The following is a 23,682-nucleotide window of genomic DNA, read 5'->3' on the forward strand; positions in this document are numbered from 1 at the left end:
GGGGGAGGGATTCCTGCATTTTATGCAGATTCCTAACCTGACAATTATGATAACTATTAATATTTTTAAAAAAACTATTAGATTTGACGTAACGAATATTATTATGGGAGGAAAATAAAATGATTTTAAGATTATCTTTATTAAGTTTATTTATTACAGTATTTATTGGAGGAATAATTATGTTTAAAAAGACTAAGAAAAGATGGATTAAATACTCGGTTTTAAGTGTAAGTCTAGTTCTGCTGCTGACTTTTGTGATTTTAGGTTCCAATATTGCTCTGCCGGAAAAAGTATATGCTGCCGAAACAGCTGTTAACTCTACTTCTAATAATTTAGGCCTTGGTTATCTGGCAGCCGGACTTGCAGTTGGAATTGCTTCTATTGGAGCTGGTATTGCAGTTGGAATTGCTGGCTCAGCAGCTATCGGCGCCATCAGTGAAAAACCAGAAATTTTAGGTAGGGCTTTAATTATTATTGGTTTAGGTGAAGGTATAGCTATTTATGGATTGATAATTTCAATTATGATTCTGGGAAGATTATAGGTGTCAGATTATGAAAATATACTGTATAAGTGACAATATTGATACAAATATTGGTTTAAGGCTGGTTGGAATTGATGGTAAGGTAATTCATGAAAAAGAGAAAGTTATAGAAGAAATTAATAGAGTCAGGAAAGAGGAAGATATAGGAGTTCTTTTAATTACAAGGAAATTAGCAGAAATGGTACCTGATTTAATTGATGAGCTAAAACTTTCTGCAGAGCTTCCTCTGATACTTGAGATTCCAGATCGACACGTTGACCCTGAAAAAGAACCTGAATATATTACAAAATATGTTCAGGAATCAATTGGAATAAAAATTTAAGAAAATTCAGCGTGCCATGCTCGATGCATAAATGCAGAGTTATCCTTGCGTTTATAAAAGAAAACTCAGCGTGCCATGCTCGATGCATAAATGCAGAGTTATCCTTGCGTTTATAAAAGAAAACTCAGCGAAAGAGGTGAGATATGAGTGGATATTGCAGAAAAAATAATGGCTATTGAAACTGAGATTATTGATGAAGTTAAGGAAAAAAATGATAGTCAAATTGAAAAGAAGAAGGAAGAATTAAAAGAAAGGTATGATGATTTTCAAAAAGAAATAAAAAATGAACAGGAAAATATATTAAATGAATATAAAAGCAGAGCTGAACAGAAAAAGGAACAAATAATATCCAGAGCTATTCTGGAAAAGAAAAATTCCAGGCGAAAAAAATTGAATGATTTAATAAATGATTTTATCGATGAACTACACAGCAAATTAAATGATTTTACTGATCAAAAAGATTATTTTTTGTTTATTATTGATTCAATTAAAGAAGCTGCAGGAGAATTGGATGATAGTGAGTTTATTATTTTATTGAGAAACAAGGATCAAAATTTGAAAGCTGATTTAGAAGAACACCTGGAAAAAGAGATGGAGAATTATAAATTTGAAATTGAACTGATGGATAAAATTAAAACTGGTGGTTTTATTATTAAGGCAAAAAATAGGCAGCAGTTGATTGAAAATACTTTTACTGCTCTAATTGATTCTTTCAGGGAAGAAATTGCAATAGAATTAAAGAATAATATTCTAACATAAAAGTAGATAAATGGATTAGGAGTTGGTGAGTGTGGAAAAACAGGGAAAAATAACCTTTATCAATGGTCCGGTTGTTGAAGCAGAAAATATGACCGGCTATATTATGAGAGAGCTGGTTTATGTAGGTAAACTTAAACTGGTTGGAGAAATAATAGAACTGGATGGAAATTCAGCTACAATTCAGGTTTACGAAGAAACAAGTGGAATGAAACCCGGAGAACCAGTATTTTCTACCGGGCATCCACTTTCTGTTCAGCTGGGACCGGGAATTATAGGTAATATTTTTGATGGTATTCAGCGCCCTCTCCCTTTTTTAGAGGAAAAAGACGGTCCTTTTATCCAGAGGGGTACCAGGGTAAGTGCTTTAGATCCAGAAAAGGAATGGGAATTAAAAATACTGATTGAAGAAGGTGATTATCTTAAGTCAGGCCAGATTGTTGCAGAATTTGATGAGACTTCAGTTATTATTCATAAGATAATGGTTCCTCCTGGAAAAGAAGGTGAAGTGATTGAGAGGGTGCCTGATGGTAGATACTCGATTGATCATGTGATTGCAAAAATAAAAGATAAAGAAGAAAATATAACCGAAATAAAACTTTATCAGGAATGGCCAATTAGAAAACCAAGGCCTTATCTAGATAGACTGGAATTAGGAGTGCCGCTGCTGACAGGTCAGCGGGTACTTGATACCTTTTTTCCAATTGCCAAAGGAGGTACAGCTGCTATCCCGGGAGGATTTGGAGCTGGTAAAACAATGACTCAACACCAGCTTGCTAAATGGTCAGATGCAGACATAATAATTTATATTGGCTGTGGTGAAAGAGGAAATGAAATGACAGATGTTCTGGAGGAGTTTCCAGAATTAGAGGATCCTGAAACTGGTAAATCAATGATGGAGCGAACAGTATTAATTGCAAACACCTCCAATATGCCAGTATCAGCAAGAGAAGCCAGTATTTATACCGGGATTACTCTGGGAGAATATTATCGTGATATGGGATATCATGTAGCAATTATGGCTGATTCCACTTCCCGCTGGGCAGAAGCTTTAAGAGAAATTTCAGGTCGTCTGGAAGAAATGCCGGCAGAGGAAGGATTTCCGGCTTATTTACCCACCAGACTGGCCGAGTTTTATGAAAGAGCAGGTTATGTTAAGACCCTTGGTGAAGAAAATGAAGGGTCAATCTCATTAATTGGGGCAGTATCTCCTCCAGGTGCAGATTTTTCGGAGCCTGTTACTCAAAATACTAAAAGATTTGTCCGCTGTTTCTGGGCTCTTGATAAATCACTTGCTGCTTCCCGACATTTTCCAGCAGTAAGCTGGCTCGATAGTTATAGTGAGTACTTAAATGACCTCGAGCCCTGGTATAAAGATAATGTAAATGAAGAATGGTTTGAGCTGAGAAGCAGAGCAATGTCTTTATTAAAAGAAGAATCAAGACTGCAGGATATAGTGCAGCTGGTTGGAGAAGATGTCCTTCCTGATAATCAACGTCTGATTTTAGAAGTAGCAAAATTGATTAAAATTGGGTTTTTACAGCAGAATGCTTTTGATGATATTGATAGATATTCGGATATAAATAAACAGTACTGGCTTTTAAAGATAATTCTTTATCTTTATGATCAGGCCCAGCCTCTGGTAAAGAAAAGTGTGCCGATCAGTCAGCTGAAAAATGATGAGTTATTTAACAAATTATTAAGACTAAAAAATACTGTTGCTAATGATGAAATAGATAAAATAAAAGAATTTCGGCAGGAAATCGATGATTTTTATCAGCAGCTTGCTGATAGTTATCAAAAATAGTGGGGGAGTATATAATGTTAAAAAAAGAGTATACTGGACTTGCTAATATTAATGGTCCATTAATTGTAATAGAAAATGTTGATGATGTAGCATATGATGAAATGGTTGAAATCACTGCTCCAGATGGAGAAGTGAGAAAGGGTAGAGTATTACAGGTGAGTTCAAATAAAGCTGTTGTTCAGGTATTTGAAGGCAGTACCGGTTTAAATATCAACGAAAGTAGAGTTAAGTTTCTTAAAGAGCCAATGAAAGTTGCACTAAGCAAGGATATTCTGGGTAGGGTTTTTAATGGAGTTGGGGAAGCTGCTGATGATGGTGGTCAGATCTATTCTGAAAATAAATATGATATTAATTCCAAGCCAATGAATCCTTATTCCAGGCAGTATCCACGAAATTATATTCAGACTGGAGTTTCTGCAGTGGATGGCTTAATGACCTTAATTAGAGGTCAAAAACTGCCTATTTTTTCAGGGAATGGGCTGCCTCATAATCAACTTGCAGCTCAAATAACAAGACAGGCAAAACTTGGTAAAGATGATGAAAAATTTGCAGTAGTTTTTGTGGCGATGGGCATCAAGCATGATGAATCAAGGTATTTTATTAAGAGTTTTGAAGAAAGTGGAGTTTTACAAAATGTAGTGATGTATGTTAATTTAGCTGATGACCCTTCAGTAGAAAGAATTATTGCACCTCGAGTTGCCCTTACTGCAGCTGAATATCTTGCTTTTGAAGAAAACATGCATATTTTAGTTGTAATGACAGATATGACAAGTTATTCTGAAGCTTTAAGGGAACTCTCATCCAGGAGAGGAGAAGTCCCGGGACGAAAGGGCTATCCCGGCTATCTTTACAGTGATCTGGCAAGTCTTTACGAAAGAGCAGGGATGATTAAAGGAAGAGAAGGTTCAATAACTCAGATTCCTATCTTAACAATGCCTAATGATGATATAACCCATCCAATACCTGATTTAACAGGGTATATAACAGAAGGTCAGATAGTTTTAAAAAGAGATTTATTTCAGCGAGACGTTTATCCCCCCATTAATATTCTGCCTTCACTTTCTCGTCTGATGAAAGATGGTGTTGGGGCTGAATACACAAGAGAAGATCATTCTGATATTTCAAGTCAGCTTTATGCTGCTTATTCTCATGTTAATGAAGTTAAGTCTTTAGCATCAGTTATAGGAGAAGACGAACTGTCAAAAATAGATCAAAAATACCTTGAATTTGGAGAGAAATTTGAAAACAAATTTCTCAAACAGGATAAATTTAACAGTAGGGATATTGAAGAAACTCTTTCTCTGGCCTGGGATTTAATTTCTGAGCTTCCAGAACATGAATTAGATAGACTATCTGAAAAAATGATTGATAAATATTACAGGAGGAAAGATGAAAATGGAGAAACTTAATATATCTCCAACTAAAAGCAATCTTTTATCGGCAAAAAGTTCACTTGAGCTGGCAGAAGAAGGTTATGAACTTCTTGATAAAAAGAGAAATATCTTAATTCAAGAAATGATGGAAAGAATTGATGAAGCAAAAGAAATTCAATCTCAGATTAATCAGTATTTCTATAATGCCTATGAAGCTCTGCAGATTGTTGATATTACTCAGGGCATAAAGACTGTAGAAGAAATAGCTGCGGGAATTGATTTAATAGATAATCTAAAAATAAGGACTTACAGCGTAATGGGGGTCGAAATACCGGAGGTAGAAGAATTATCACAAGAAATTTCTCCTCATTACAGTTTTTACAAAACAAACCTATCTTTGGATAGAGCCTATAAAAATTTTCAAAGAGTAGTTTATTTAATTAGCAGACTTGCCGAAATAGAAACCTCTGTTTACAGACTTGCAACTTCAATTAAGAAGACACAAAAAAGAGCCAATGCTTTAGAGAATATTTCAATCCCTCGTTATAAAAACACGATTAAGTTTATTGAAGAAAGACTGGAAGAAAAAGAAAGAGAAGAATTCTTTAGAATGAAATTACTTAAAGAAAAATTATAAACAAAACCTCTCTCGACTGGCAGTCACGAGAGAGGTCTATTTTTTAAAACTCTTCAGTTTCTGCAAAGAACTTTATTTCTGCCCATTCCATTTTAACAAATCTTCTAATCACGATTAAAGCTACAATTAAAAATGAAATTATCTCGGCAATCCAGACTCCTGCTACTCCATAGTCGGAAACAACTATTAAGTAATAGGAGAGGGGAATGAAAATAACCCAGAGTCTGATGATAGTAATGTACATGGCTCCTTTTGTATCTCCGGCTCCTCTTAATGCTCCAACCATAATTATTACAAAGGCTAAAAAAGCTTGGTTTAAAGCTACAATTCTTAAGATGGGTGCCGAATAATTAATAACTTCTGCTTCAGTTGTAAAAATTCTGAGGGCAAAAACCGGAAAAATAAGATAAACCAGGGCAAGTCCGGTTCCGATTACTGCTCCCATTACTGCAGCTGTTAAACCACTTTTTAATGATTCATCTGCTCGATCTTCTCCCAGATGCTTGCCGACAATCGTAGTGGCCGCAATCGCAATACCTATTGCCGGCATAAATGATAATGATTCAATGTTCAGCAGGATTCTAAATGAGGCTTCTGCAGTAGTATCCAGTTTAGAAATAAAGATTCCATTAAGAAAAAAAGCTACCTGCATAAATAACTGTTCAATCCCGGCTGCATAACTTAAATTGATTAAGGGTTTAAAGATCTTGCTGCTGATTTTCATCCAGCTGGGATGGAGTTTTAAAATTCCTTTACTGCTGGCAAATAAACCTAAATAGAGAGCCGCTGCGACAAAGCGGGCAAAAGCAGTTGAAATCGCTGCTCCTGCAATACCTAATTCCGGAAAAATCCAGAAACCGGTAATTAGAAGATAGTTACCAATAATATTTAATATGTTAGCAATTCCTGTAACATACATTGGAGTTTTTGTATCTCCAGCCCCTCTTAGTGAGGCAGCAGAGGCAAAGGAAATAAACATAAAAACCTGACCGATAGCAATATATTTCAAATATGTGGTTCCATAAGATTTAACAACAGCTGTAATATCAAAAATATTTAAGATTTGATCGGCAAAAAAGAAAGTAAATAAAGTAACTATAATCCCTAAAATTAGATTTAAAGTTAAATTTTCATTCATTATTTTATTCATTCTTTTTTTGTTACCCTCACCATAGCTGCGGGATACCATGGCAGTTGCACCTGCATTAAAAGCAGAAAAAACAAAAATCAAAGTAAAAATAATTTGATTGGCAAAGCCAACCGCTGCCAGAGCTTCTTTCCCGACAAAACGGCTAATCATGATGGTGTCTGCCATACCTACCAGAGTATTTAGTGACATTTCCAGCATCGCCGGTAGAGCAAGCATAAAAATTGTTTTTGCTCTTCGACTGCTGTTTTTAGTTAGTGTTAATTTCATAATCTTTCATCCTTTATTTATGTAGTTGGATGTGAGAGGACATCAAAAATAATCATCCATCTCTTATCTTAGCATATAATATTATAATATAAAAGAGTGATTTTTAATTGTTTAAATTATTTCTATATGTTAAAATTATAGATGGAGTTGAGACTATGTTGATTGTTGCTTTTTCGATAGTTATTATTTTCATTGATCAATTAAGTAAATTTTTAATTCGAAGTAATTTTCATCAATCACATCAATTATCAATTATTGGAGATTATTTATATCTAACTTTTGTCAAAAATAGAGGAGCGGCTTTTGGGATTCTCAAGGGGCAGCGCAGTTTTTTTATTTTGATAACAGTTTTTCTTTTAATATTTATTATTTATATTTATCAAAATGAGTTGAAGCAGACAGCTGCAGTTAAAGCAGCGATTGGTTTCTTATTAGGTGGGAGTATAGCGAACCTCATTGACCGGCTGCTGCTGCATTATGTGACCGATTTTATTGCTTTTAATCTATTTGATTTTTATCAGCTGCCGGTGGTCAATATTGCAGATATTTTTATATTTTTTGGAGTTTTAATATTAATTTATAACCTGCTTTTTTCGGCAGATAGAGGTGTTTAAATGGAGGAGTACAGTCTAACAGTAGGAAAAAAAAATCAGGGAACGAGAATAGATAAATTTTTAGCAGCTGAGTTTGATGATTTATCCCGCTCTTATATTCAAAAATTGATTGAAAGCGGGAAAATCACTGTCAGTGAGAATACAGTTGATAAAAGTTACAAAATTGCTGCAGGAGATTTTATAAAAATAATTATTGAAGAAAAAGAAAGTGAAATTAAAGCAGTTGAGATGGAACTGGATATTGTCTATGAAGATCAGGATATAATTGTGATTAATAAAAATGCAGACCGGGTCGTTCATCCCGCTCCAGGCCATTACAACGATACCATTGTTAATGCTCTGCTGGCCCACGTGGATAATTTATCTGCAATCAATGGGGTAAAAAGACCGGGCATTGTTCACCGGCTTGACAAGGACACGTCAGGGCTTTTGATAGTGGCTAAAAATGATAAAAGTCACAAAGAACTGGCACGACAATTTAAAAACAGAAGTGTAGAAAAGTATTATTATGCTCTGGTTGAAGGTAATCTGGCCTACGAAAAAGGAAAAATTGAGGCTCCAATTGGCAGAGATCCCAATAATCGAAAAAAAATGGCGGTTCGTAAACACCACAGTAAAAATGCTGTTAGCCGTTTTAAAATTATTGAAGAATTTAAACATCATACTTTAGTAGAAGTAAAAATCGAAACTGGAAGAACTCACCAGATCAGGGTTCACTTTTCCTATTTGGGTCATCCAGTGGTTGGAGATAAAAGATACGGATCTAAAAATCTGCTGAAAGCAGAAAGACAGCTTTTACATGCCAAAAAACTAATTATTATTCACCCCGGTACCGGGGAGAAGATGGAGTTTGAAGCTGAGTTGAAATCTGATTTTAAGGCAGTTCTGGATAAATTAAGAAGAGATAAATAAAATTTTAAAGCAGGAATTTTTGGATTTTAATAGAAATTAATTTATAGAAAATAATTTCAGGAGGAGATTACCTTGTATAATTCAATTAAACTTAGCGAAAATGTGCACTGGGTTGGAGTCAATGATAAAGAAACTGATCTATTTGAGTCTTTGTGGCCTTTACCGGAGGGAATTTCTTATAATTCATATGTGATTAATGATGATCAGGTGGCATTAATAGACACAGTTAAAATTAATTATACAGATACTTTTTTAGAAAAGGTTAAAGATGTGATTGGAGATAAAAAGGTCGACTACCTAATTATCAATCATATGGAACCCGACCACTCTGGCTCAATAAAATCAATGCGTGAGGCTTTCCCGGAGATGAAGATTGTAGGTAATGCTAAAACAATGAATTTTTTAGAAGGATTTTATGGGATTACAGAAGGCACAATGGTCATTGAAGACGGAGATGAACTTAATTTAGGTTCCAGAACTCTCAAATTTTACCTTACTCCAATGGTTCACTGGCCGGAGACTATGATGACCTTTGATCAAAAGGATAAAATTTTATTTTCTGGTGATGCTTTTGGAGGTTTTGGTTCATTAAATGGCTATTTATTTGATGATGAGGTGAATGTTGAACATTTCGAAGAAGAAATCAGAAGATATTTTTCCAATATTATTGGTAAATATGGCCCGGTTGTTCATAGAGCTATTTCCAGACTGCGTCAGGAAATTGATGAAGTTGGAATGGTTGCCTCTACCCACGGTCTTGTCTGGCGCAAGGATCCTGCTCATATAATTGATGAATATGATAAGTGGAGTCAGCAGCAGACAGAAGAGGGAGTTGTAGTAGTTTATGGCTCAATGTATGGTAATACAAAAGTAATGGCAGAAGCAGTAGCTCGTTCGTTATCTGAAAATGGAATTGAGCAGATTAAATTATTTGATGTTTCCCGTAAAGATGTGTCATTTATAATTAATGATATCTGGAAATATAATGGTATTGTTTTAGGGAGCTGCACCTATAATACTAAAATCTTTCCACCAATGGAATATCTGCTTAAAAGCCTGGAAAGCAGAAATCTAAAAAAACGAGTACTTGGTATTTTTGGTTCTTACAGCTGGAGTGGTGGAGCTCTGGATAGATTAGAAGACTTTAAAGAAAAAGTTAACTGTGATCTGGTGGAGCCTGTAATCGAATCACAATTTGCACCTGGAGGAGATATTTTAGAAAAATGTTATTTACTGGGTAAAAATGTAGCAGAACAGGTAAAAGCAAATAACTAAATTTTATTCTGACTGAATGGCTGAATTTAATTCTTAATTAATCTACTCTGTTTTGACCTTGATTTTTTCTGTTTTTCTGAAAGAATAAGTTTGACAGAGTAGATTAATTTTTAAAATAATATTCAAAAAATTAAAGGAATTTAAATAACTATTGTAGAAGTAATGAAATACAGAAATTTTTTTAAAGTGTAATGTCAGAATATTTAAATCAATTATTATGACATCCTATTCAATAAACATTAATAAAATGAAAGGTTGGTGGAAAAATTGAGTAAAATTACTAGTAAAGACATTAGAAATTTTTGCTTTATATCACATGGAGGTGCGGGTAAATCAACACTGACTGAGATGCTGCTCTATAATGCAGGAGTGATTAATGAGCCGGGCAGTGTTGATCAAGGAAATACCCAATCCGATTTTAGTGCAGTGGAGAAAGAACATCATCATTCAGTTCATAATAGTTATTTTAATTTTGAATGGCATAATAAATTATTTCATTTTATTGATACACCCGGTTATGCGGATTTCCGCAGTGAAGTAATCAGTGCCTTAAGAATGGTAGAGAGTGCGGTGCTTTTAGTTGATGCAGCAGCCGGGATTGAAGTTAATACAGGCTATGTCTGGGATCTAGCAGAGAAAAACGATCTGGCAAAGGCCGTATTTATTAATAAAATTGATAAAGAAGATGCAGATTTTGATAATGTGGTTGATCAGCTTCGTTCTACATATGATGACAGTTTTGCAATTGTAACTATCCCGCATTATGAGAACGGAAAATTTGAAGGGATAATTGATTTATTAGATGAAAAATTATATAAAAATGTAGACGGAAAGCCTGAGGCTTTTCCAGTACCTGATTCTGAAAAGGAAAGAGTCGAAGATTATGAATTAAAACTCACCGAAGAGATAGTTGAATTAAAGGAAGATTTGATGATTAAATATCTTGATGGTGAAAAAATAACTATTAAAGAATTAACTAAAGCTTTTGAAGAGGAGGTTGCAAGTGAACAGTTAGTTCCTGTTTTTGCAGGATCTGCCTTAGAAAACTGTGGGGTAGCTAAATTTTTAGATGATTTAACGAAAATATTTCCTTCAGCATCTGAAGTGCATTCCGATCATTTAGTTGAATCAGGAGAAACTCTGGCACCAGAACCGGATAGTAAATTCAGTGCTCAGGTATGTAAAACAATGGTTGATCCCTATATTGGTAAATTATCTATCTTTAGAGTCTTTTCTGGTAAATTAGAGCGAGATGATTTAGTTTATATTCCCAATATTGATGAGGAAATTAAAGTTACTAAACTTTATAAACTTAATGGAAAAGACCAGGATAATGTTGATGATTTAACTGCAGGAGAAATTGGAGCTGTAGCAAAGTTAGAGGATCTGGAGACTTCTTTTACTATGAGAGATCCAGCAGCAGATATCTATTATCATGAATTAGAATATCCGAAGCCGATGTACAGTCGGGCAGTCTATCCGACAGAAGGAATAGATGAAGAAAAAATGGCTTCTGCTTTACATCGTTATAGTGATTCCGATCCAACATTTAATGTTAATTATAATAAAGTGACTAAAGAATTAATTTGTGATGGAATGGGAACAATCCACTTTACTATGGTTAAAGAAGAATGTCAGCGCAAATATGATATTGACTTTACAACTCAGGAGCCAGATGTTGCCTATAGAGAAACTATTCAGAAAAAAGCAGATGTAGAAGAAAAGTATAAAAAACAATCCGGTGGACGTGGTCAGTATGGACATGTAATGATGAAGGTGGAGCCGCTTCCGCGGGGTAGAGGTTTTGAATTTCAGGAAGAAATTTTTGGTGGTGCAATTCCAGGACAGTATATACCTGGTGTAGAAAAAGGTATTATTGAAGCCAAAGCAGAAGGAGTACTGGCCGGTTATCCTGTAGTTGATTTTAAGGTCATTTTATATGATGGTTCTTATCATGATGTTGATTCTTCAGAAATGGCTTTTAAGATTGCAGCTTCTAAAGCATTTAGAAAAGCACTGGCTCAGTCCAAATGTGTTTTATTAGAGCCAATTATGACTGTTAAGGTTACGGTTCCTCAGGACTTTATGGGAGATATAATGGGTGATTTCAACTCCAGACGTGGTAGAATTGAAGGTATGGAACCTCAGGATGGAGTTCAGATTATTAAAGCTAAAGTGCCTCAGTCAGAGATGTTTAACTACGCTGTAGAACTGAAATCAATTACAGGTGGTTATGGTTCCTTTGATATGGAATTTTCTCATTATGATAAAGTTCCAGGAGATATCAGCGAAAAAATTATAGAAGAGGTTAATAAAAAAAATTCTTAACCATAAATTTAAATAAGAAAATAATCAAGACCAGCTTTTATAGCTGGTCTTTTTTCAGTTTATATTATATAATAATTGCTGGAGGCAGAGATATGGAATTTTTATTAATCATTTTATCATCATTATTATTTACAATACCATACTATTTTCCCGCCTTATTTTTCTTGAGCTGGTTTGCTTTTATACCTTTAATTTATTTGATTAGAGATTATGATTACAATCATTCTTTTATAATTGCTTTACTGGTAGGTTTTTTTAACTCTGTTTTTTCTCTTTACTGGCTTTATCAACCCCTGAGTTCAGTCCTTAAAATGCCATCTTCTTTTAATTTATTTATTTTATTTCTATATTTTTTACTTTCAGCTTTACCGCTTGCTGTCTGGGCTTTGGTTAATAAATTTTTGCAGCCGGAACATTCGTATAGCCCTTTTATTGCTGCAATCAGCTGGACAGTACTAGAATATCTGCGCTTTGAGTTTTTAAATTTCAATCCCTTTAATTATTTAGCCTATACACAGAGTTCTTTTGCTTTAATTGTTCAGTATGCTTCCTATGGTGGAATTTTTATTGTCTCCTTTATTGCAGTTTTAATTGCTTCTTATTTTGTTAAAATTCATTTGGATCCGGACTGGAAGAAGGCTCTGCCGCTGCTTGTGCTTTTTATAATTTTAGCAGCTGTCCCAATTTTTATAGAGTCCGATGATGAGGCGGCACTAAGGAGGCAGTCAGTTGATCTGCTGGTATCCAATTCTGGTCAAAAAGATAATGTTTTTGAAAAAATAGAAACAGAGATTGACAATCTATCAGTCCTGGTTGAAAATAGTGAGAGTAAATTTATTTTTACACCCGAAAAAAGTCTCAGTTTTGATTTGATTAGAAATAATTATTATAGAGATCAGCTTTTTTCTCAGCTGGAAAACAGTGAACAAAATTTCTATTTGCAGTTAGGTGCTCGGGCAGCAGCAGATAAGAATTATAATTCTGAAATTTTTAATTCGTTGTTCTTATTATCAGAAGAAATGGAAGTTATTAATCGCAGTAATCAACAGAGAAATATTCTGGCAGGATTCAACTTTCCTTATTTTAGTAAAATAACTGATTTGCTGGCAGATTATTTAAATTTCAGCCTCAAGCAAACTGAATTCCCTGATTCGGCAGCTTCAATTAAGGTAGAAGAGATCCAGTATATCAATCTTTTTGCAGAAGAAATATTTGTTCCCCTTGTTTCAAGAGATAAAAATTATGTTCAGGAACCGCACCTAATTGTTCATTCAGCAGCAGAAGATATAATTGACTCGCCAGTTTATAGCAATTTTAGTTTTGCAGCAGCAGTCTATAGGGCTGCAGAGACTAATACGGATTTAATCAGAACAATTAGAGGTGGCTATAGTGGTTATATAAATCAGCGGGGAAAGATAGTTAAAAAACTTAGAATAAAAAACAGCAGGGAAACTGTTAATCTTGTTTTACAAAATAAAGAGAGTTATTATCAGAAACATCCAGCAAGAATAATAAATATTATAATTGCTGTCTTTTTGATTATTTCCTTAATTAAAATGATTATTATAGTTAAAAATGAATGGAGCAGCAGAAATTAATCTGCTGCTAATTTTTTTAATAATGTTTTATCTGCCGGATCAATATAAATTGTTTGATATTTTTCGTAGTAGACCAGGCCGGGTTTTGCCCCTTTAGGTTTATTAACATTTTCTACTGGAGTGTAATCTATGGGTACATTTGTGGATTCTCTTGCTTTACTATAATAAGCGGCAACTGCTGCTGCTTCAGTTAATGTTTGATCAGGAACTTCTTTTTCGGTGTCTCTTTTAATTATTACATGCGAGCCGGCTATTACTTTGGTATGCAGCCAGATATCACCATCATTAGCAATTTTTTTAGTTAGTCGATCATTCTGCTTATTATTTCTACCCACCAGTATCTGGTAACCATCACTGGAAATGAATTTTCGGGGCGGTAGTTTTTTATTGCTCTTATTCCTTTTATTCTGTTTTTGTTTTTTAATATAGTTTTCTTCTTTTAATTCTTCTTTAATTTCCTCTAAGTCATCTAAAGTTTCTGCCTGTTCAATATTCATGCTGACCTGTTTTAAATATTTTTCCTCATGTCTGAGTTTAGCAATTTCTCTTTTTAAATGCTTAACACTTTTTTTCAGTTTATTGTATTTTTTAAAATACTTTTGAGCATTTTCTGAGGCTGATTTTGAAGGATCCAGTTTGATTTCTATTTCGTTCTGGTCTTTACTGTAATAATCATTAACTACAACTTTTTTATCTCCCCGATCGATCTGGTAAATATTAGCTGTAATTAATTCGCCCATTTTTTTATACTTTTCTGCATTTTTGCTTTCCTGCAGCTGTTTTTTTAATTTTTTCTGTTTTTTAAGATTTTTATTTAAATAAGTGTTAACCACTTTGTTTAATTCTCTGATTCCCCGCTTTAATTCTCTGTCCTTTAAAAATTCTCTGAAATAATAATCCATCATCAGATCGAGGTCCTCAAATTTTTTGATTTTCTCGGGATCTCTATGTTTGAGAATGAAAGCAGAGATATAATCAACTTCGCCTTTTTCTATTGCAAGTACTGGATTATAAATACCCTTTTTAAACTGGGCAAAAAGATTAAGCAGAGATTTAGCAATCCTATTTTTTTCTGAATCAGATAAATCATTATAATTTTCAGAGGGATCTATTCCGGCTCTAAAGACTATCTCGCGAGCTGAGTAGGGACCAATTCCTCTGAAGTTATACATTACGGCCCTAAATGCTGCCTGAGAAAAATCTTCCTCAATAATCTGTCTAAATTCATCTTTGGTGTTTAGTTCAAGCGGATTTAATTTATCCTGGCCAGGTGGGTTTTGATATTTGATTCCAGGATACAACTGCCGCTCAGAATTTTGCTTTTCTGTAATTCTTTTCATGGCATCAAGTACCATTTCATTATCATCTAAAAGAATTACATTACTGTATTTACCCATAAGTTCGGCAATTAAACTGAATTTTTTACCTCTTTTTTCAATATCAATTCTAATCATTCTTTCAAATTTAGGCTGTACTATCTGCTGAATATAAGAATTCTTCAGATATTTGCGGAGCATCATACAGAAGTCAGGGGGATAAGAGGGAAAGTCAAAATCTAATTCAGTTAAATTCATTCTTGCTCCCTGAGGATCAGTAGAAATTAAAAGTTCTAAGTTTTGATTATTATTTCTTAAACGGATAATTAAATATTTTTTGTCTATTTGATAAGCCTTTTCGATCCGGGCACCTGTTATTTTTTCTTTTAAATTATCTTTTAGTGCAGATAACATAATTCCATCAAAGGCCATATAGATCACTCCATTCTTTAATATATTTCTTTAAGTATAAAAGAAACTCAGCTAAGAGTCAATTGATTAAACCTTTGTTCGGACCGAGAACTCGTTCAACCCTTGTCAAAAAAGTAATGCTGTGGTATCATTAATAAAGATAAGAGGCGAAATTATTTTAGCTAAATAAGTTTTTGGGAGGTATAAATAAATGGATGTTAATTTAATTAATATTGGTTTTGGTAATATTATTGCAGCAAACAGGGTGATCGCAGTAGTAAGTCCAGAATCAGCACCTATAAAAAGAATTATTCAGGAAGCACGTGAACGAGGAATGTTAATAGATGCTACCTATGGACGTCGTACAAGAGCAGTTATTATTACAGACAGTGATCATGTGGTATTATCTGCAATTCAACCGGAGACTGTCGCCCATCGTTTGGAAGACGATAAATAAACTGGAGGTATAAATAAATGACAAAAGGTTTACTATTTGTATTATCCGGGCCATCAGGTGTGGGCAAAAATACAGTGCTGGACGAATTATTTAAAAATTTTGATGGAGTTTCTTATTCTGTTTCTGCTACTACCAGAGATAGAAGAGAAGGGGAAATTGAGGGAGAGGATTATTTCTTTATTACTGAAAAAGAATTTAAAGAAATTAATGCAGATGATGGCTTTATAGAAAGTGCAGTTGTACATGGTCATTATTATGGAACTCCTAAAAAATTTGTTGATAAGAAACTAGAAGAGGGAGAAGATATAATTTTAGAAATTGACACCCAGGGTGCCAAACAGGTACGAGAAAAGTATCCAGAAGCAGTTTATATTTTTTTATTACCCCCATCTTTAGAAGAGTTAGAAAATCGACTTGATAAAAGAGGGTCAGAAAGTGACAAAAGCAAAAATATTCGTTTAAAAAATGCTCGTCAGGAACTTAAAGAGGTACATAATTATGATTATGAAGTTATTAATGATAATCTAGCTGATACAGTTAAGGAAATTAAAAAAATCATCATTAAAGAACAAAAAAGGAGAGATTTGCAATGATTACTGAGCCTTCTGCAGAACAATTAATAGATAAAGCAGATAGTTTATATACGGTTATTATTTTGGCATCAAAGAGAGCCAGACACCTTAATGAAGGCGGTCTAGAACTTATGGAAAATTACCGCAGTCATAAGTTAGTTTCCAGAAGTTTAGAAGAAATTGAAAAAGATAAGCTTACTTATGAAAAGAAAAGTGAGGATTTATAGAATAAAAATGATTATTTGAAAATTAATTAATCATTGAAATTATATTGTAAAGGAGTAGTAAAAATGTCTGCAAATATTGTTTTAGGAGTAACTGGTGGAATTGCAGCCTATAAATCTTTGCAGGTTGCAAGCAGTTTAACAAAATTAGATCATAATGTTTATACGATTATGACCGAAGCCGCAGCAGAATTTATTAAGCCAATTACATTTCATTCATTAACTCATATGCCGGTAGAGAGTAAATTATTTAGTACTACGACCAGTGAAGTTAAACATATAGGTCTGGCAGATAAAGCAGATCTTTTTTTAATAGCTCCTGCTACTGCAAATTTTATTGCGAAAGCAGCTGCCGGTATTGCAGATGATTTGTTGACAACAGTAATTTTAGCTACCCAGGCTCCAATTATGATTGCCCCTTCAATGAATGTCCATATGTTTGAGAATCCTGTAGTTCAGAGAAATATGCTGACTTTAGAAGAATTGGGATATAAAATTATTACTCCAGAAGCTGGATATTTAGCCTGTGGATATACAGGTCAGGGGCGTTTGCCTGACCCGCAGAGACTGGTAGAAGAAATAAAAAAAGAACTTTCTCAAAAAGATCTCCAGAATAAAAAAGTGCTTATTACAGCGGGTCCAACCAGAGAAGCAATAGATCCTGTTCGTTTTCTAACAAATTATTCCAGTGGGAAAATGGGTTATGCTTTAGCTAAGGCAGCTTCTTATAGAGGTGCTGATGTAAAGTTGATTTCTGGACCAACTGAACTGGAGACACCTTTAGGTGTTGAACTAATAAAAGTGGAAAGTGCTGACGAGATGAAAAACGAGGTATTTAAAGAAGCTGAAACTGCAGATATTATAATTATGGCTGCAGCTGTTGCTGATTATCGTCCCGGGGAATACAGCACTCAGAAAATTAAAAAAGAAGATAGAGATTTAATCATAAATCTGGAGAGAACAACTGATATATTATCTGAACTGGGGAAAAGAAAAAAGAACTCACAGTTATTAATTGGTTTTGCAGCTGAAAGCGAAAATTTATTAGAAAACGCCCAGCAGAAGTTGAGAAAAAAACGGGCAGATTATATTATTGCCAATGATATCAGCGATAAAAATATTGCATTTGGCAGTGACAAAAATCAGGTTAGTATTTTAAGTGAAGAAAGCACTACTAAATTGCCATTACTTGAAAAAGAAAAGCTGGCCCACAAAATATTTAATTATATTTTGGATAAGAAATAAAATATAAATTTAATTTACATTTATTATATTTTATTACAAAAAGTTATTAAACAAGAATTGACTTAAGTTGAAAAATCAAATATAATATATATAAGCATAAAATTATTTTTGTTAATATTCTATCAATATAATAAATGGAGGTGATTATAAAAAACAAAGGGGTTAAAATTAAATAATTTCTACAAAAAAAGAGGAGGAAGAAGATAGTATGAGAAAAATAACTTTAACAACTTTTATTATTTTAGCAGTAATTATGTCAGTGTTTGTAACAGGGGTAATGGCACAGGAACAGGGTGGGACCTTAGTTTTTGGTCGTGGAGGAGACTCAGTTGGGCTGGATCCAATTCAGGTTACTGATGGCGAATCATTTAAGGTAACTCAGCAGATTTATGATACCCTTGTTGATTATAAACCTGGCACCACAGAAGTAGAGCCAGCTCTGGCAACAGACTGGAAAGTATCGGAAGATGGTTTAACCTGGACTTTCAATTTGCGTGAAGGTGTAGAATTTCATGATGGAAATCCTTTTAATGCAGAAGCAGTAAAATGGAATTTTGATCGCTGGCGTTTAGAAGATCATCCTTATCATATTGGTGGAGAATTCACTTATTATGGTTATATGTTTAAGGGTTTTCCCGGAGTTATTCAGGAAGTTAATGTAGTAGATGAATACACAGTAGAGTTTGTTCTTTCTGAAAAACAGGCTCCTTTTTTAAACAACCTGGCTATGGTTCCTTTTGGTATTGCCAGTCCAGAAGCAGTTAAGAAATATGGAGAGAATTACTTTAAAAATCCTGTAGGAACTGGTGCTTATACTTTGGAAGAATGGCGTCAGGGAGATAGAATTATTTTAAAAGCAAATGAAAATTACTGGAGAGAAAGAGCCTATCTGGATAAAATTGTTTTCCGTTCAATTCCTGATAACTCAGCCAGATATATGGAATTGCAGGCTGGATCAATTGACATGATGGATGGTGTAAGTCCAGAGGATGTAGAAAGTGTAAAAGATTCTGATCAATTAAAACTTTCTTTAAGACCAAGTATGAATGTTGGTTACTTTGCTATGAACTTTAAATTTGAGCCATTTGATGATGTTAGAGTCAGAAGAGCATTTAACCATGCAATTGATAAGCAGGCTATTATTGATGCTTTCTATGCAGGACTGGCAGAACCAGCAAAGAATCCAATGCCACCTTCTATCTGGGGCTATAATGAGGATATAGAACCTTATGAATATAATCCAGAAAAAGCAAAAAAATTATTAGCTGAAGCTGGATATCCAGATGGTTTTGAATTTGATCTCTGGTATTTACCTGTTCCAAGACCCTATATACCTCAGGGTAAATTTATTGGTCAGGCTATTCAAAGTTATTTAAGCGAAATTGGTGTAACAGCTAATCTGGTTACTTATGATTGGGCTACCTATCTTGACAAAACTGAACATCAGGAAGCTCCAACATATATGTTAGGATGGACCGGTGATAATGGTGATCCAGATAACTTCTTATATGTGCTTTTAGACAAAACTAATAGTAACAATGCCTATGAAAGTGAAGAACTGCATAAAGTATTAGTTGAGGCACAAAAAACAATGGATCATGACAGAAGAGTTGAACTTTACATGGAAGCCCAGGAAATCATCCATAAAGATGCACCATGGGTACCTTTAGTTCACTCAACACCACCAATTGCTTTGAAATCAAAAGTACAAAATTATATTCCTAATCCAACCGGAACTGAAAAGTTGCACAGAGTCTGGTTAGAAGAATAAATTGAATATAATTTAATAATTAAATTAATCTGCGGCCTTTTTGAGGCCGCAGATTAACTTTGAATAGGAGGGTATAATGAGGAAATGATTAACTATATTATTAAAAGATTACTTGCTTTGATTCCAATATTGATTGGAGTTGCAGTTATTGTTTTTCTAATTGTCCATTTAATTCCTGGAGATCCTGCTCAAACAATGCTCGGGGAACGAGCTACAACTGAGGCTTTACAGAGATTAAGAGAACAGATGGGGCTTAATGATCCTCTACCAGTACAATTCTGGCGCTATGTTAAAGATCTTTTGAGAGGTGATTTAGGAAGGTCTATAATGAGTAATAATCCAGTGAGTTCAGAATTAGCCCAGAGATTTCCCGCAACCCTGGAGTTATCATTTTTTGCAATGATGTTTGCAGTTTTGGTAGGGGTGCCAGCAGGAATATTTGCTTCTATTAATCAAAATTCCTGGTTTGATAACTTGAGTATGTTGATAGCCTTGATAGGAGTTTCAATGCCTATTTTTTGGCTGGGATTAATGTTTATCTGGCTTTTTGCTGTTGAATTAGGCTGGTTTCCGCCTTCATCAAGAATCGGTGTAGGTCTTAACTTTACTCCGATTACAAATCTATACGTGCTTGATAGTATTCTGCAGTTGAATTTTAATGCTTTAAAGAATGTTTTACATCACCTCGTCTTACCAGCAGTTGCTCTGGGAACAATTCCGATGGCCATAATAGCACGGATGACCCGCTCATCAATGCTGGAAGTATTAAAAAAAGATTTTATTAGAACTGCCTATGCTAAAGGACTAATGAAAAAAATTGTTATATTTAAACACGCTCTAAAAAATGCAATGGTTCCAATTATTACAGTTGTTGGACTTCAATTTGGAGTTTTACTCGGGGGAGCTGTAATGACCGAAACTATTTTTTCCTGGCCTGGACTTGGTAAATTTCTTGTTGATGCAATATATGCCAGAGATTTTCCAATAGTACAGGGAGGAATCTTATTTTTTGCAGGTGTTTTTGTTATAGTAAATTTAATTGTTGATTTATCATATGCTTTAGTAGATCCACGGATTCAGTATGAGTAGGAGAGGAGTGAAAGTAGATGTCAGATAAAAATAAAGTAATGAAAAAGAATACAAACCCCTGGTTTGAAGCCTGGCGGAGATTGCTGCAGAGTAAAATTGGTATAGCTGGTTTAGGTATAATTGTTTTTTTAATAGTTGTGGCAGCTTTAGCACCGGTTTTGGCTCCCTATGATCCAATTAAAACTGATATTTTAGCCCGCTATCGAGCTCCATCTTCAGAACATTTATTGGGGACAGATGGATTAGGTAGAGATATTTTAAGCAGAATTATCTATGGTTCAAGAATTTCACTGCAGGTAGGTCTGCTTTCTGTTGCGTTAGCTTTAGTATTTGGAGTTAGTTTTGGCCTGATTGCAGGTTTTTATGGTGGTAAATTGGATATGGCAATTATGAGATTTATGGATATTATGCTTGCTTTTCCAAGTATATTACTGGCGATAGGTATTGTAGCTATTTTAGGACCACAATTAAAAAATGCAATGATTGCGATTGGAATTATTAATGTTCCTAGATTTGCTCGAATTGTAAGGTCTTCGGTTTTATCAATTAAAGAAAGTGAATATATAAGTGCTGCCAGAGCCTTAGGAGCAGGTGATTTGAGAATAATTTTTAAGCATCTTTTGCCAAATGCTATGGCTCCGTTGATCGTTCAAACAACTCTAAGTATAGCTACTGCTATTTTGGAAGCGGCAGCTTTAAGTTTCCTTGGACTTGGTGCTCAACCACCATCTCCAGAGTGGGGCGCTATGTTAAGTGATGCTCGTAGTTCTTTACAGAAAGCTCCCTGGGTAGCAACTTTTCCTGGTTTAGCAATAATCTTTGGGGTTTTAGGATTCAATTTACTTGGTGATGGTTTAAGAGATGCGCTGGATCCCAAAATGAAGAATGTTTAAATAATATTAAAGCAAGGTGATTAAAATTATTGATCCAATTTTGATACGATTTTTTTCTTTAGAGATAAGATGGTATGGCTTCTTAATTGTATTAGCCCTTCTTATCTCACTTTTTATTTTAAAGCTGCTTTTAAAAGGGGAGGAAAGATTAAATTTTGAATTTTTTCTCGACTTTATAATTATAGCTTTTCCTCTGGGAATACTTGGAGCCAGATTATATTATGTAGTTTTTAATATACAATATTATATTAATAGACCTGCCAAAATAATGGCAGTCACTGATGGAGGTCTGGCAATCCATGGGGGGCTGCTGGTGGGAATAATAATCCTTTGTCTGCTTGCTAAAAGAAAAGAAAAAAATATTCTGCTGGCACTGGATTATTTAGCTCCTCTGACGGCTTTTTCTCAATCAATTGGTCGCTGGGGTAATTTTTTTAATCAGGAAGCTTACGGTCAAATTGTCAGTGAAAGCTATTATAGTTTATTTCCTGATTTTATTAAGAAACAGATGTATATTAGGGGAGCATACCGAGAAGCTGCCTTTTTTTATGAATCAGCAGCAGATTTTATGTTATTTGTTTTTTTACTATTTTATCTGGGTTCTGATATTAAAAAAGATGGAGAAGTATTCTCTCTTTACCTGATTTTTTATTCTATATTTAGGTTTTTTATAGAAGAACAGCGAACAGATAGTTTATTTATTGCTGATTTTAAAGTTGCAAAATTGATTAGCTTAATTTTGATATTTATCGGAATTTCTTTATTCTATTATATTCGTAAAGTAAAAAATTCTGCCTGAATGACTAAATTGACAGCATAAACTTTATATGCTAAACTAAATTTATTGACTGTGATTTCTAATATAAAACTTAAAGAATTGAATACGAATAGATGAAAGGTGATAATATGACACGGAAATATTTGTTTAGCTCAGAGTCTGTAACCGAGGGTCATCCTGATAAAGTTGCTGACCAGATCTCTGATGCTGTCCTGGATGCAATTTTAGAAAAAGATCCGGATGCAAGAGTTGCCTGTGAGACACTGGTTACAACAGGTTTGATTTTGATTGCAGGAGAAATAACTACCTCCTGTTATGTGGACTTAAAGAAGATTGCCCGTCAGACAGTAAAAGAAATCGGCTACACAAGAGCTAAATATGGTTTTGATGGAGAAACCTGTGCTGTTTTAACAGCTATTGATGAACAGTCAGGTGATATTGCTCTGGGAGTAGATCATTCTCTTGAGGAAAAAGAAGGTAAATCTGATTCAGATCTTGGAGCTGGAGATCAGGGCTTAATGTTTGGTTATGCTTCTAATGAAACTGAAGAGTTAATGCCTCTGCCAATTATGCTGGCCCATAAGCTGGCACGCAGGCTGGCTGAAGTCAGGAAAAATGGACCTTTAAAATATTTGAGACCTGATGGTAAAACTCAGGTTACTGTAGCTTATGAAGATAATAAACCAGTAGCTGTAGATAAAGTTTTAATTTCTTCTCAACATAGTTCAAAAATAAGTCAGGAACAGATAAAAAAGGATATTACAAAACATGTTATTAAAGAAATTATTGATGCTGATTTATTAAAAGAAGATACTGAGATTTTAGTTAATCCTACAGGAAGATTTGTTATTGGAGGTCCCAATGGTGATGCAGGATTAACTGGTAGAAAGATTATTGTTGATACATATGGTGGAACAGCTCATCATGGTGGAGGAGCGTTTTCGGGAAAAGATTCAACTAAAGTTGATCGTTCTGCTTCTTATGCCGCCCGCTATATTGCAAAAAATATAGTAGCTGCAGAATTAGCAGAAAGATGTGAGGTTCAGATTGCATATGCAATTGGAGTAGCAAAACCTCTGTCTGTAATGGTTGATACCTTTGGTACTGCAAAGATTTCTGAAAATAAACTAGAACATATTATAAAAGAAGAATTTGATTTAAGACCGGCACAGATAATTAAAAATTTAAATTTAAGAAATCCAATTTATAAACAGGTAGCTGCTTATGGTCATTTTGGACGCCATGATTTAGATCTACCATGGGAAAAAATTGATAGAGTGGATAATTTGAGGAATAAAGCTGATTTAAAATAAAGTAAAGATCATAATTATTGCTTAAGCTGCCG

General features: G+C 34.2%; 22 protein-coding genes. 20 read left to right on the plus strand and 2 right to left on the minus strand.

The genetic code is table 11. The features are described from left to right. The first annotated feature begins 119 nt into the window (after positions 1-119). The 6 genes from DFR79_RS08905 (at position 120) to DFR79_RS08930 (ending at position 5,437) form a co-directional block, all read left to right on the plus strand. Positions 120-542, plus strand: a complete 423-nt coding sequence (locus tag DFR79_RS08905; RefSeq protein WP_133515156.1) for an ATP synthase subunit C — start codon at positions 120-122, stop codon at positions 540-542. Between the two features lie 10 nt (positions 543-552). Next, positions 553-864, plus strand: coding sequence for a V-type ATP synthase subunit F (locus DFR79_RS08910; RefSeq protein ID WP_133515157.1), 312 nt, complete (start codon positions 553-555; stop codon positions 862-864). A gap of 147 nt (positions 865-1,011) precedes the next feature. Further along, the gene (locus tag DFR79_RS08915; RefSeq protein WP_133515158.1) at positions 1,012-1,623 is read left to right on the plus strand and encodes a V-type ATP synthase subunit E; all 612 of its coding nucleotides are present in this window, start codon (positions 1,012-1,014) and stop codon (positions 1,621-1,623) included. 31 nt (positions 1,624-1,654) lie between these two features. Further along, positions 1,655-3,427: a V-type ATP synthase subunit A gene (locus DFR79_RS08920; protein ID WP_133515159.1), complete on the plus strand. Its 1,773-nt coding sequence runs from the start codon at positions 1,655-1,657 to the stop codon at positions 3,425-3,427. A gap of 14 nt (positions 3,428-3,441) precedes the next feature. Further along, positions 3,442-4,836: a V-type ATP synthase subunit B gene (locus tag DFR79_RS08925; RefSeq protein WP_133515160.1), complete on the plus strand. Its 1,395-nt coding sequence runs from the start codon at positions 3,442-3,444 to the stop codon at positions 4,834-4,836. Beyond that, positions 4,823-5,437 (plus strand): V-type ATP synthase subunit D, encoded by a 615-nt coding sequence (locus DFR79_RS08930; RefSeq protein ID WP_166638021.1) that lies wholly within the window; start codon positions 4,823-4,825, stop codon positions 5,435-5,437. The genes DFR79_RS08925 and DFR79_RS08930 overlap by 14 nt, the downstream gene beginning before the upstream one ends. A 43-nt stretch (positions 5,438-5,480) precedes the next feature. Here the strand turns inward: DFR79_RS08930 and DFR79_RS08935 are convergent, their stop codons facing one another. Further along, positions 5,481-6,854 (minus strand): MATE family efflux transporter, encoded by a 1,374-nt coding sequence (locus tag DFR79_RS08935; RefSeq protein WP_133515162.1) that lies wholly within the window; start codon positions 6,852-6,854, stop codon positions 5,481-5,483. Positions 6,855-6,961: 107 nt separating this feature from the next. Between DFR79_RS08935 and lspA the strand changes: the two genes are divergently transcribed. From lspA to DFR79_RS08960, 5 genes are all read left to right on the plus strand, one after another. Then, positions 6,962-7,468, plus strand: a complete 507-nt coding sequence (gene lspA, locus DFR79_RS08940) for a signal peptidase II (RefSeq protein WP_243727753.1) — start codon at positions 6,962-6,964, stop codon at positions 7,466-7,468. Beyond that, on the plus strand, positions 7,469-8,380 hold the full coding sequence (locus DFR79_RS08945; RefSeq protein ID WP_133515163.1) for an RluA family pseudouridine synthase: 912 nt from the start codon (positions 7,469-7,471) through the stop codon (positions 8,378-8,380). Between the two features lie 72 nt (positions 8,381-8,452). Next, positions 8,453-9,655 (plus strand): FprA family A-type flavoprotein, encoded by a 1,203-nt coding sequence (locus DFR79_RS08950; RefSeq protein WP_133515164.1) that lies wholly within the window; start codon positions 8,453-8,455, stop codon positions 9,653-9,655. Positions 9,656-9,913: 258 nt separating this feature from the next. Next, entirely contained in the window at positions 9,914-11,983 is a 2,070-nt protein-coding gene (gene fusA, locus DFR79_RS08955; RefSeq protein ID WP_243727754.1) for an elongation factor G, read from the plus strand. A gap of 92 nt (positions 11,984-12,075) precedes the next feature. Continuing rightward, positions 12,076-13,581, plus strand: a complete 1,506-nt coding sequence (locus DFR79_RS08960; protein ID WP_133515166.1) for a copper homeostasis protein CutE — start codon at positions 12,076-12,078, stop codon at positions 13,579-13,581. On the opposite strand, the gene DFR79_RS08965 is transcribed toward DFR79_RS08960, so the two are convergent. Then, entirely contained in the window at positions 13,578-15,329 is a 1,752-nt protein-coding gene (locus DFR79_RS08965; protein WP_133515167.1) for an Rqc2 family fibronectin-binding protein, read from the minus strand. The genes DFR79_RS08960 and DFR79_RS08965 overlap by 4 nt on opposite strands. Positions 15,330-15,519: 190 nt before the next feature. On the opposite strand from DFR79_RS08965, the gene remA reads away from it, so the two are divergent. The 9 genes from remA (at position 15,520) to metK (ending at position 23,650) form a co-directional block, all read left to right on the plus strand. Beyond that, complete coding sequence (gene remA, locus DFR79_RS08970) at positions 15,520-15,765, plus strand: extracellular matrix/biofilm regulator RemA (RefSeq protein ID WP_133515168.1); 246 nt, start codon at positions 15,520-15,522, stop codon at positions 15,763-15,765. A 17-nt stretch (positions 15,766-15,782) separates the two neighbouring features. Then, entirely contained in the window at positions 15,783-16,358 is a 576-nt protein-coding gene (gene gmk / locus DFR79_RS08975; RefSeq protein WP_133515169.1) for a guanylate kinase, read from the plus strand. Beyond that, positions 16,355-16,564 (plus strand): DNA-directed RNA polymerase subunit omega, encoded by a 210-nt coding sequence (gene rpoZ / locus DFR79_RS08980; protein WP_133515170.1) that lies wholly within the window; start codon positions 16,355-16,357, stop codon positions 16,562-16,564. Before gmk ends, rpoZ begins: the two co-directional genes overlap by 4 nt. Positions 16,565-16,627: 63 nt before the next feature. Then, entirely contained in the window at positions 16,628-17,806 is a 1,179-nt protein-coding gene (gene coaBC / locus DFR79_RS08985; protein WP_133515171.1) for a bifunctional phosphopantothenoylcysteine decarboxylase/phosphopantothenate--cysteine ligase CoaBC, read from the plus strand. A 208-nt stretch (positions 17,807-18,014) separates the two neighbouring features. Then, entirely contained in the window at positions 18,015-19,577 is a 1,563-nt protein-coding gene (locus tag DFR79_RS08990) for an ABC transporter substrate-binding protein (protein WP_133515172.1), read from the plus strand. 84 nt (positions 19,578-19,661) lie between these two features. Continuing rightward, a complete protein-coding gene (locus DFR79_RS08995) occupies positions 19,662-20,666 on the plus strand; it encodes an ABC transporter permease (protein WP_133515173.1) in 1,005 nt (334 codons plus the stop codon). Between the two features lie 17 nt (positions 20,667-20,683). After that, positions 20,684-21,559, plus strand: a complete 876-nt coding sequence (gene nikC, locus DFR79_RS09000; protein ID WP_133515174.1) for a nickel transporter permease — start codon at positions 20,684-20,686, stop codon at positions 21,557-21,559. A 16-nt stretch (positions 21,560-21,575) separates the two neighbouring features. Continuing rightward, entirely contained in the window at positions 21,576-22,358 is a 783-nt protein-coding gene (lgt, locus tag DFR79_RS09005) for a prolipoprotein diacylglyceryl transferase (protein WP_133515175.1), read from the plus strand. Between the two features lie 107 nt (positions 22,359-22,465). Further along, positions 22,466-23,650: a methionine adenosyltransferase gene (gene metK / locus DFR79_RS09010; RefSeq protein WP_133515229.1), complete on the plus strand. Its 1,185-nt coding sequence runs from the start codon at positions 22,466-22,468 to the stop codon at positions 23,648-23,650. Positions 23,651-23,682: the final 32 nt, after the last annotated feature.

Origin of the sequence: Halanaerobium saccharolyticum (assembly GCF_004362045.1) — a bacterium.
Classification (GTDB): domain Bacteria; phylum Bacillota; class Halanaerobiia; order Halanaerobiales; family Halanaerobiaceae; genus Halanaerobium; species Halanaerobium saccharolyticum_C.

Excerpts from the sequence above, each read along its gene's own strand:
- remA (WP_133515168.1), top strand. The coding sequence starts at position 15,520 with ATGGATGTTAATTTAATTAATATTGGTTTTGGTAATATTATTGCAGCA.
- DFR79_RS08990 (WP_133515172.1), top strand. The coding sequence starts at position 18,015 with ATGAGAAAAATAACTTTAACAACTTTTATTATTTTAGCAGTAATTATG.
- DFR79_RS08930 (WP_166638021.1), top strand. The coding sequence starts at position 4,823 with ATGGAGAAACTTAATATATCTCCAACTAAAAGCAATCTTTTATCGGCA.
- DFR79_RS08905 (WP_133515156.1), top strand. The coding sequence starts at position 120 with ATGATTTTAAGATTATCTTTATTAAGTTTATTTATTACAGTATTTATT.
- metK (WP_133515229.1), top strand. The coding sequence starts at position 22,466 with ATGACACGGAAATATTTGTTTAGCTCAGAGTCTGTAACCGAGGGTCAT.
- DFR79_RS08925 (WP_133515160.1), top strand. The coding sequence starts at position 3,442 with ATGTTAAAAAAAGAGTATACTGGACTTGCTAATATTAATGGTCCATTA.
- DFR79_RS08965 (WP_133515167.1), bottom strand. The coding sequence starts at position 15,329 with ATGGCCTTTGATGGAATTATGTTATCTGCACTAAAAGATAATTTAAAA.
- DFR79_RS08995 (WP_133515173.1), top strand. The coding sequence starts at position 19,662 with ATGATTAACTATATTATTAAAAGATTACTTGCTTTGATTCCAATATTG.
- DFR79_RS08935 (WP_133515162.1), bottom strand. The coding sequence starts at position 6,854 with ATGAAATTAACACTAACTAAAAACAGCAGTCGAAGAGCAAAAACAATT.
- gmk (WP_133515169.1), top strand. The coding sequence starts at position 15,783 with ATGACAAAAGGTTTACTATTTGTATTATCCGGGCCATCAGGTGTGGGC.
- DFR79_RS08960 (WP_133515166.1), top strand. The coding sequence starts at position 12,076 with ATGGAATTTTTATTAATCATTTTATCATCATTATTATTTACAATACCA.
- rpoZ (WP_133515170.1), top strand. The coding sequence starts at position 16,355 with ATGATTACTGAGCCTTCTGCAGAACAATTAATAGATAAAGCAGATAGT.
- coaBC (WP_133515171.1), top strand. The coding sequence starts at position 16,628 with ATGTCTGCAAATATTGTTTTAGGAGTAACTGGTGGAATTGCAGCCTAT.
- DFR79_RS08910 (WP_133515157.1), top strand. The coding sequence starts at position 553 with ATGAAAATATACTGTATAAGTGACAATATTGATACAAATATTGGTTTA.
- DFR79_RS08945 (WP_133515163.1), top strand. The coding sequence starts at position 7,469 with ATGGAGGAGTACAGTCTAACAGTAGGAAAAAAAAATCAGGGAACGAGA.
- nikC (WP_133515174.1), top strand. The coding sequence starts at position 20,684 with ATGTCAGATAAAAATAAAGTAATGAAAAAGAATACAAACCCCTGGTTT.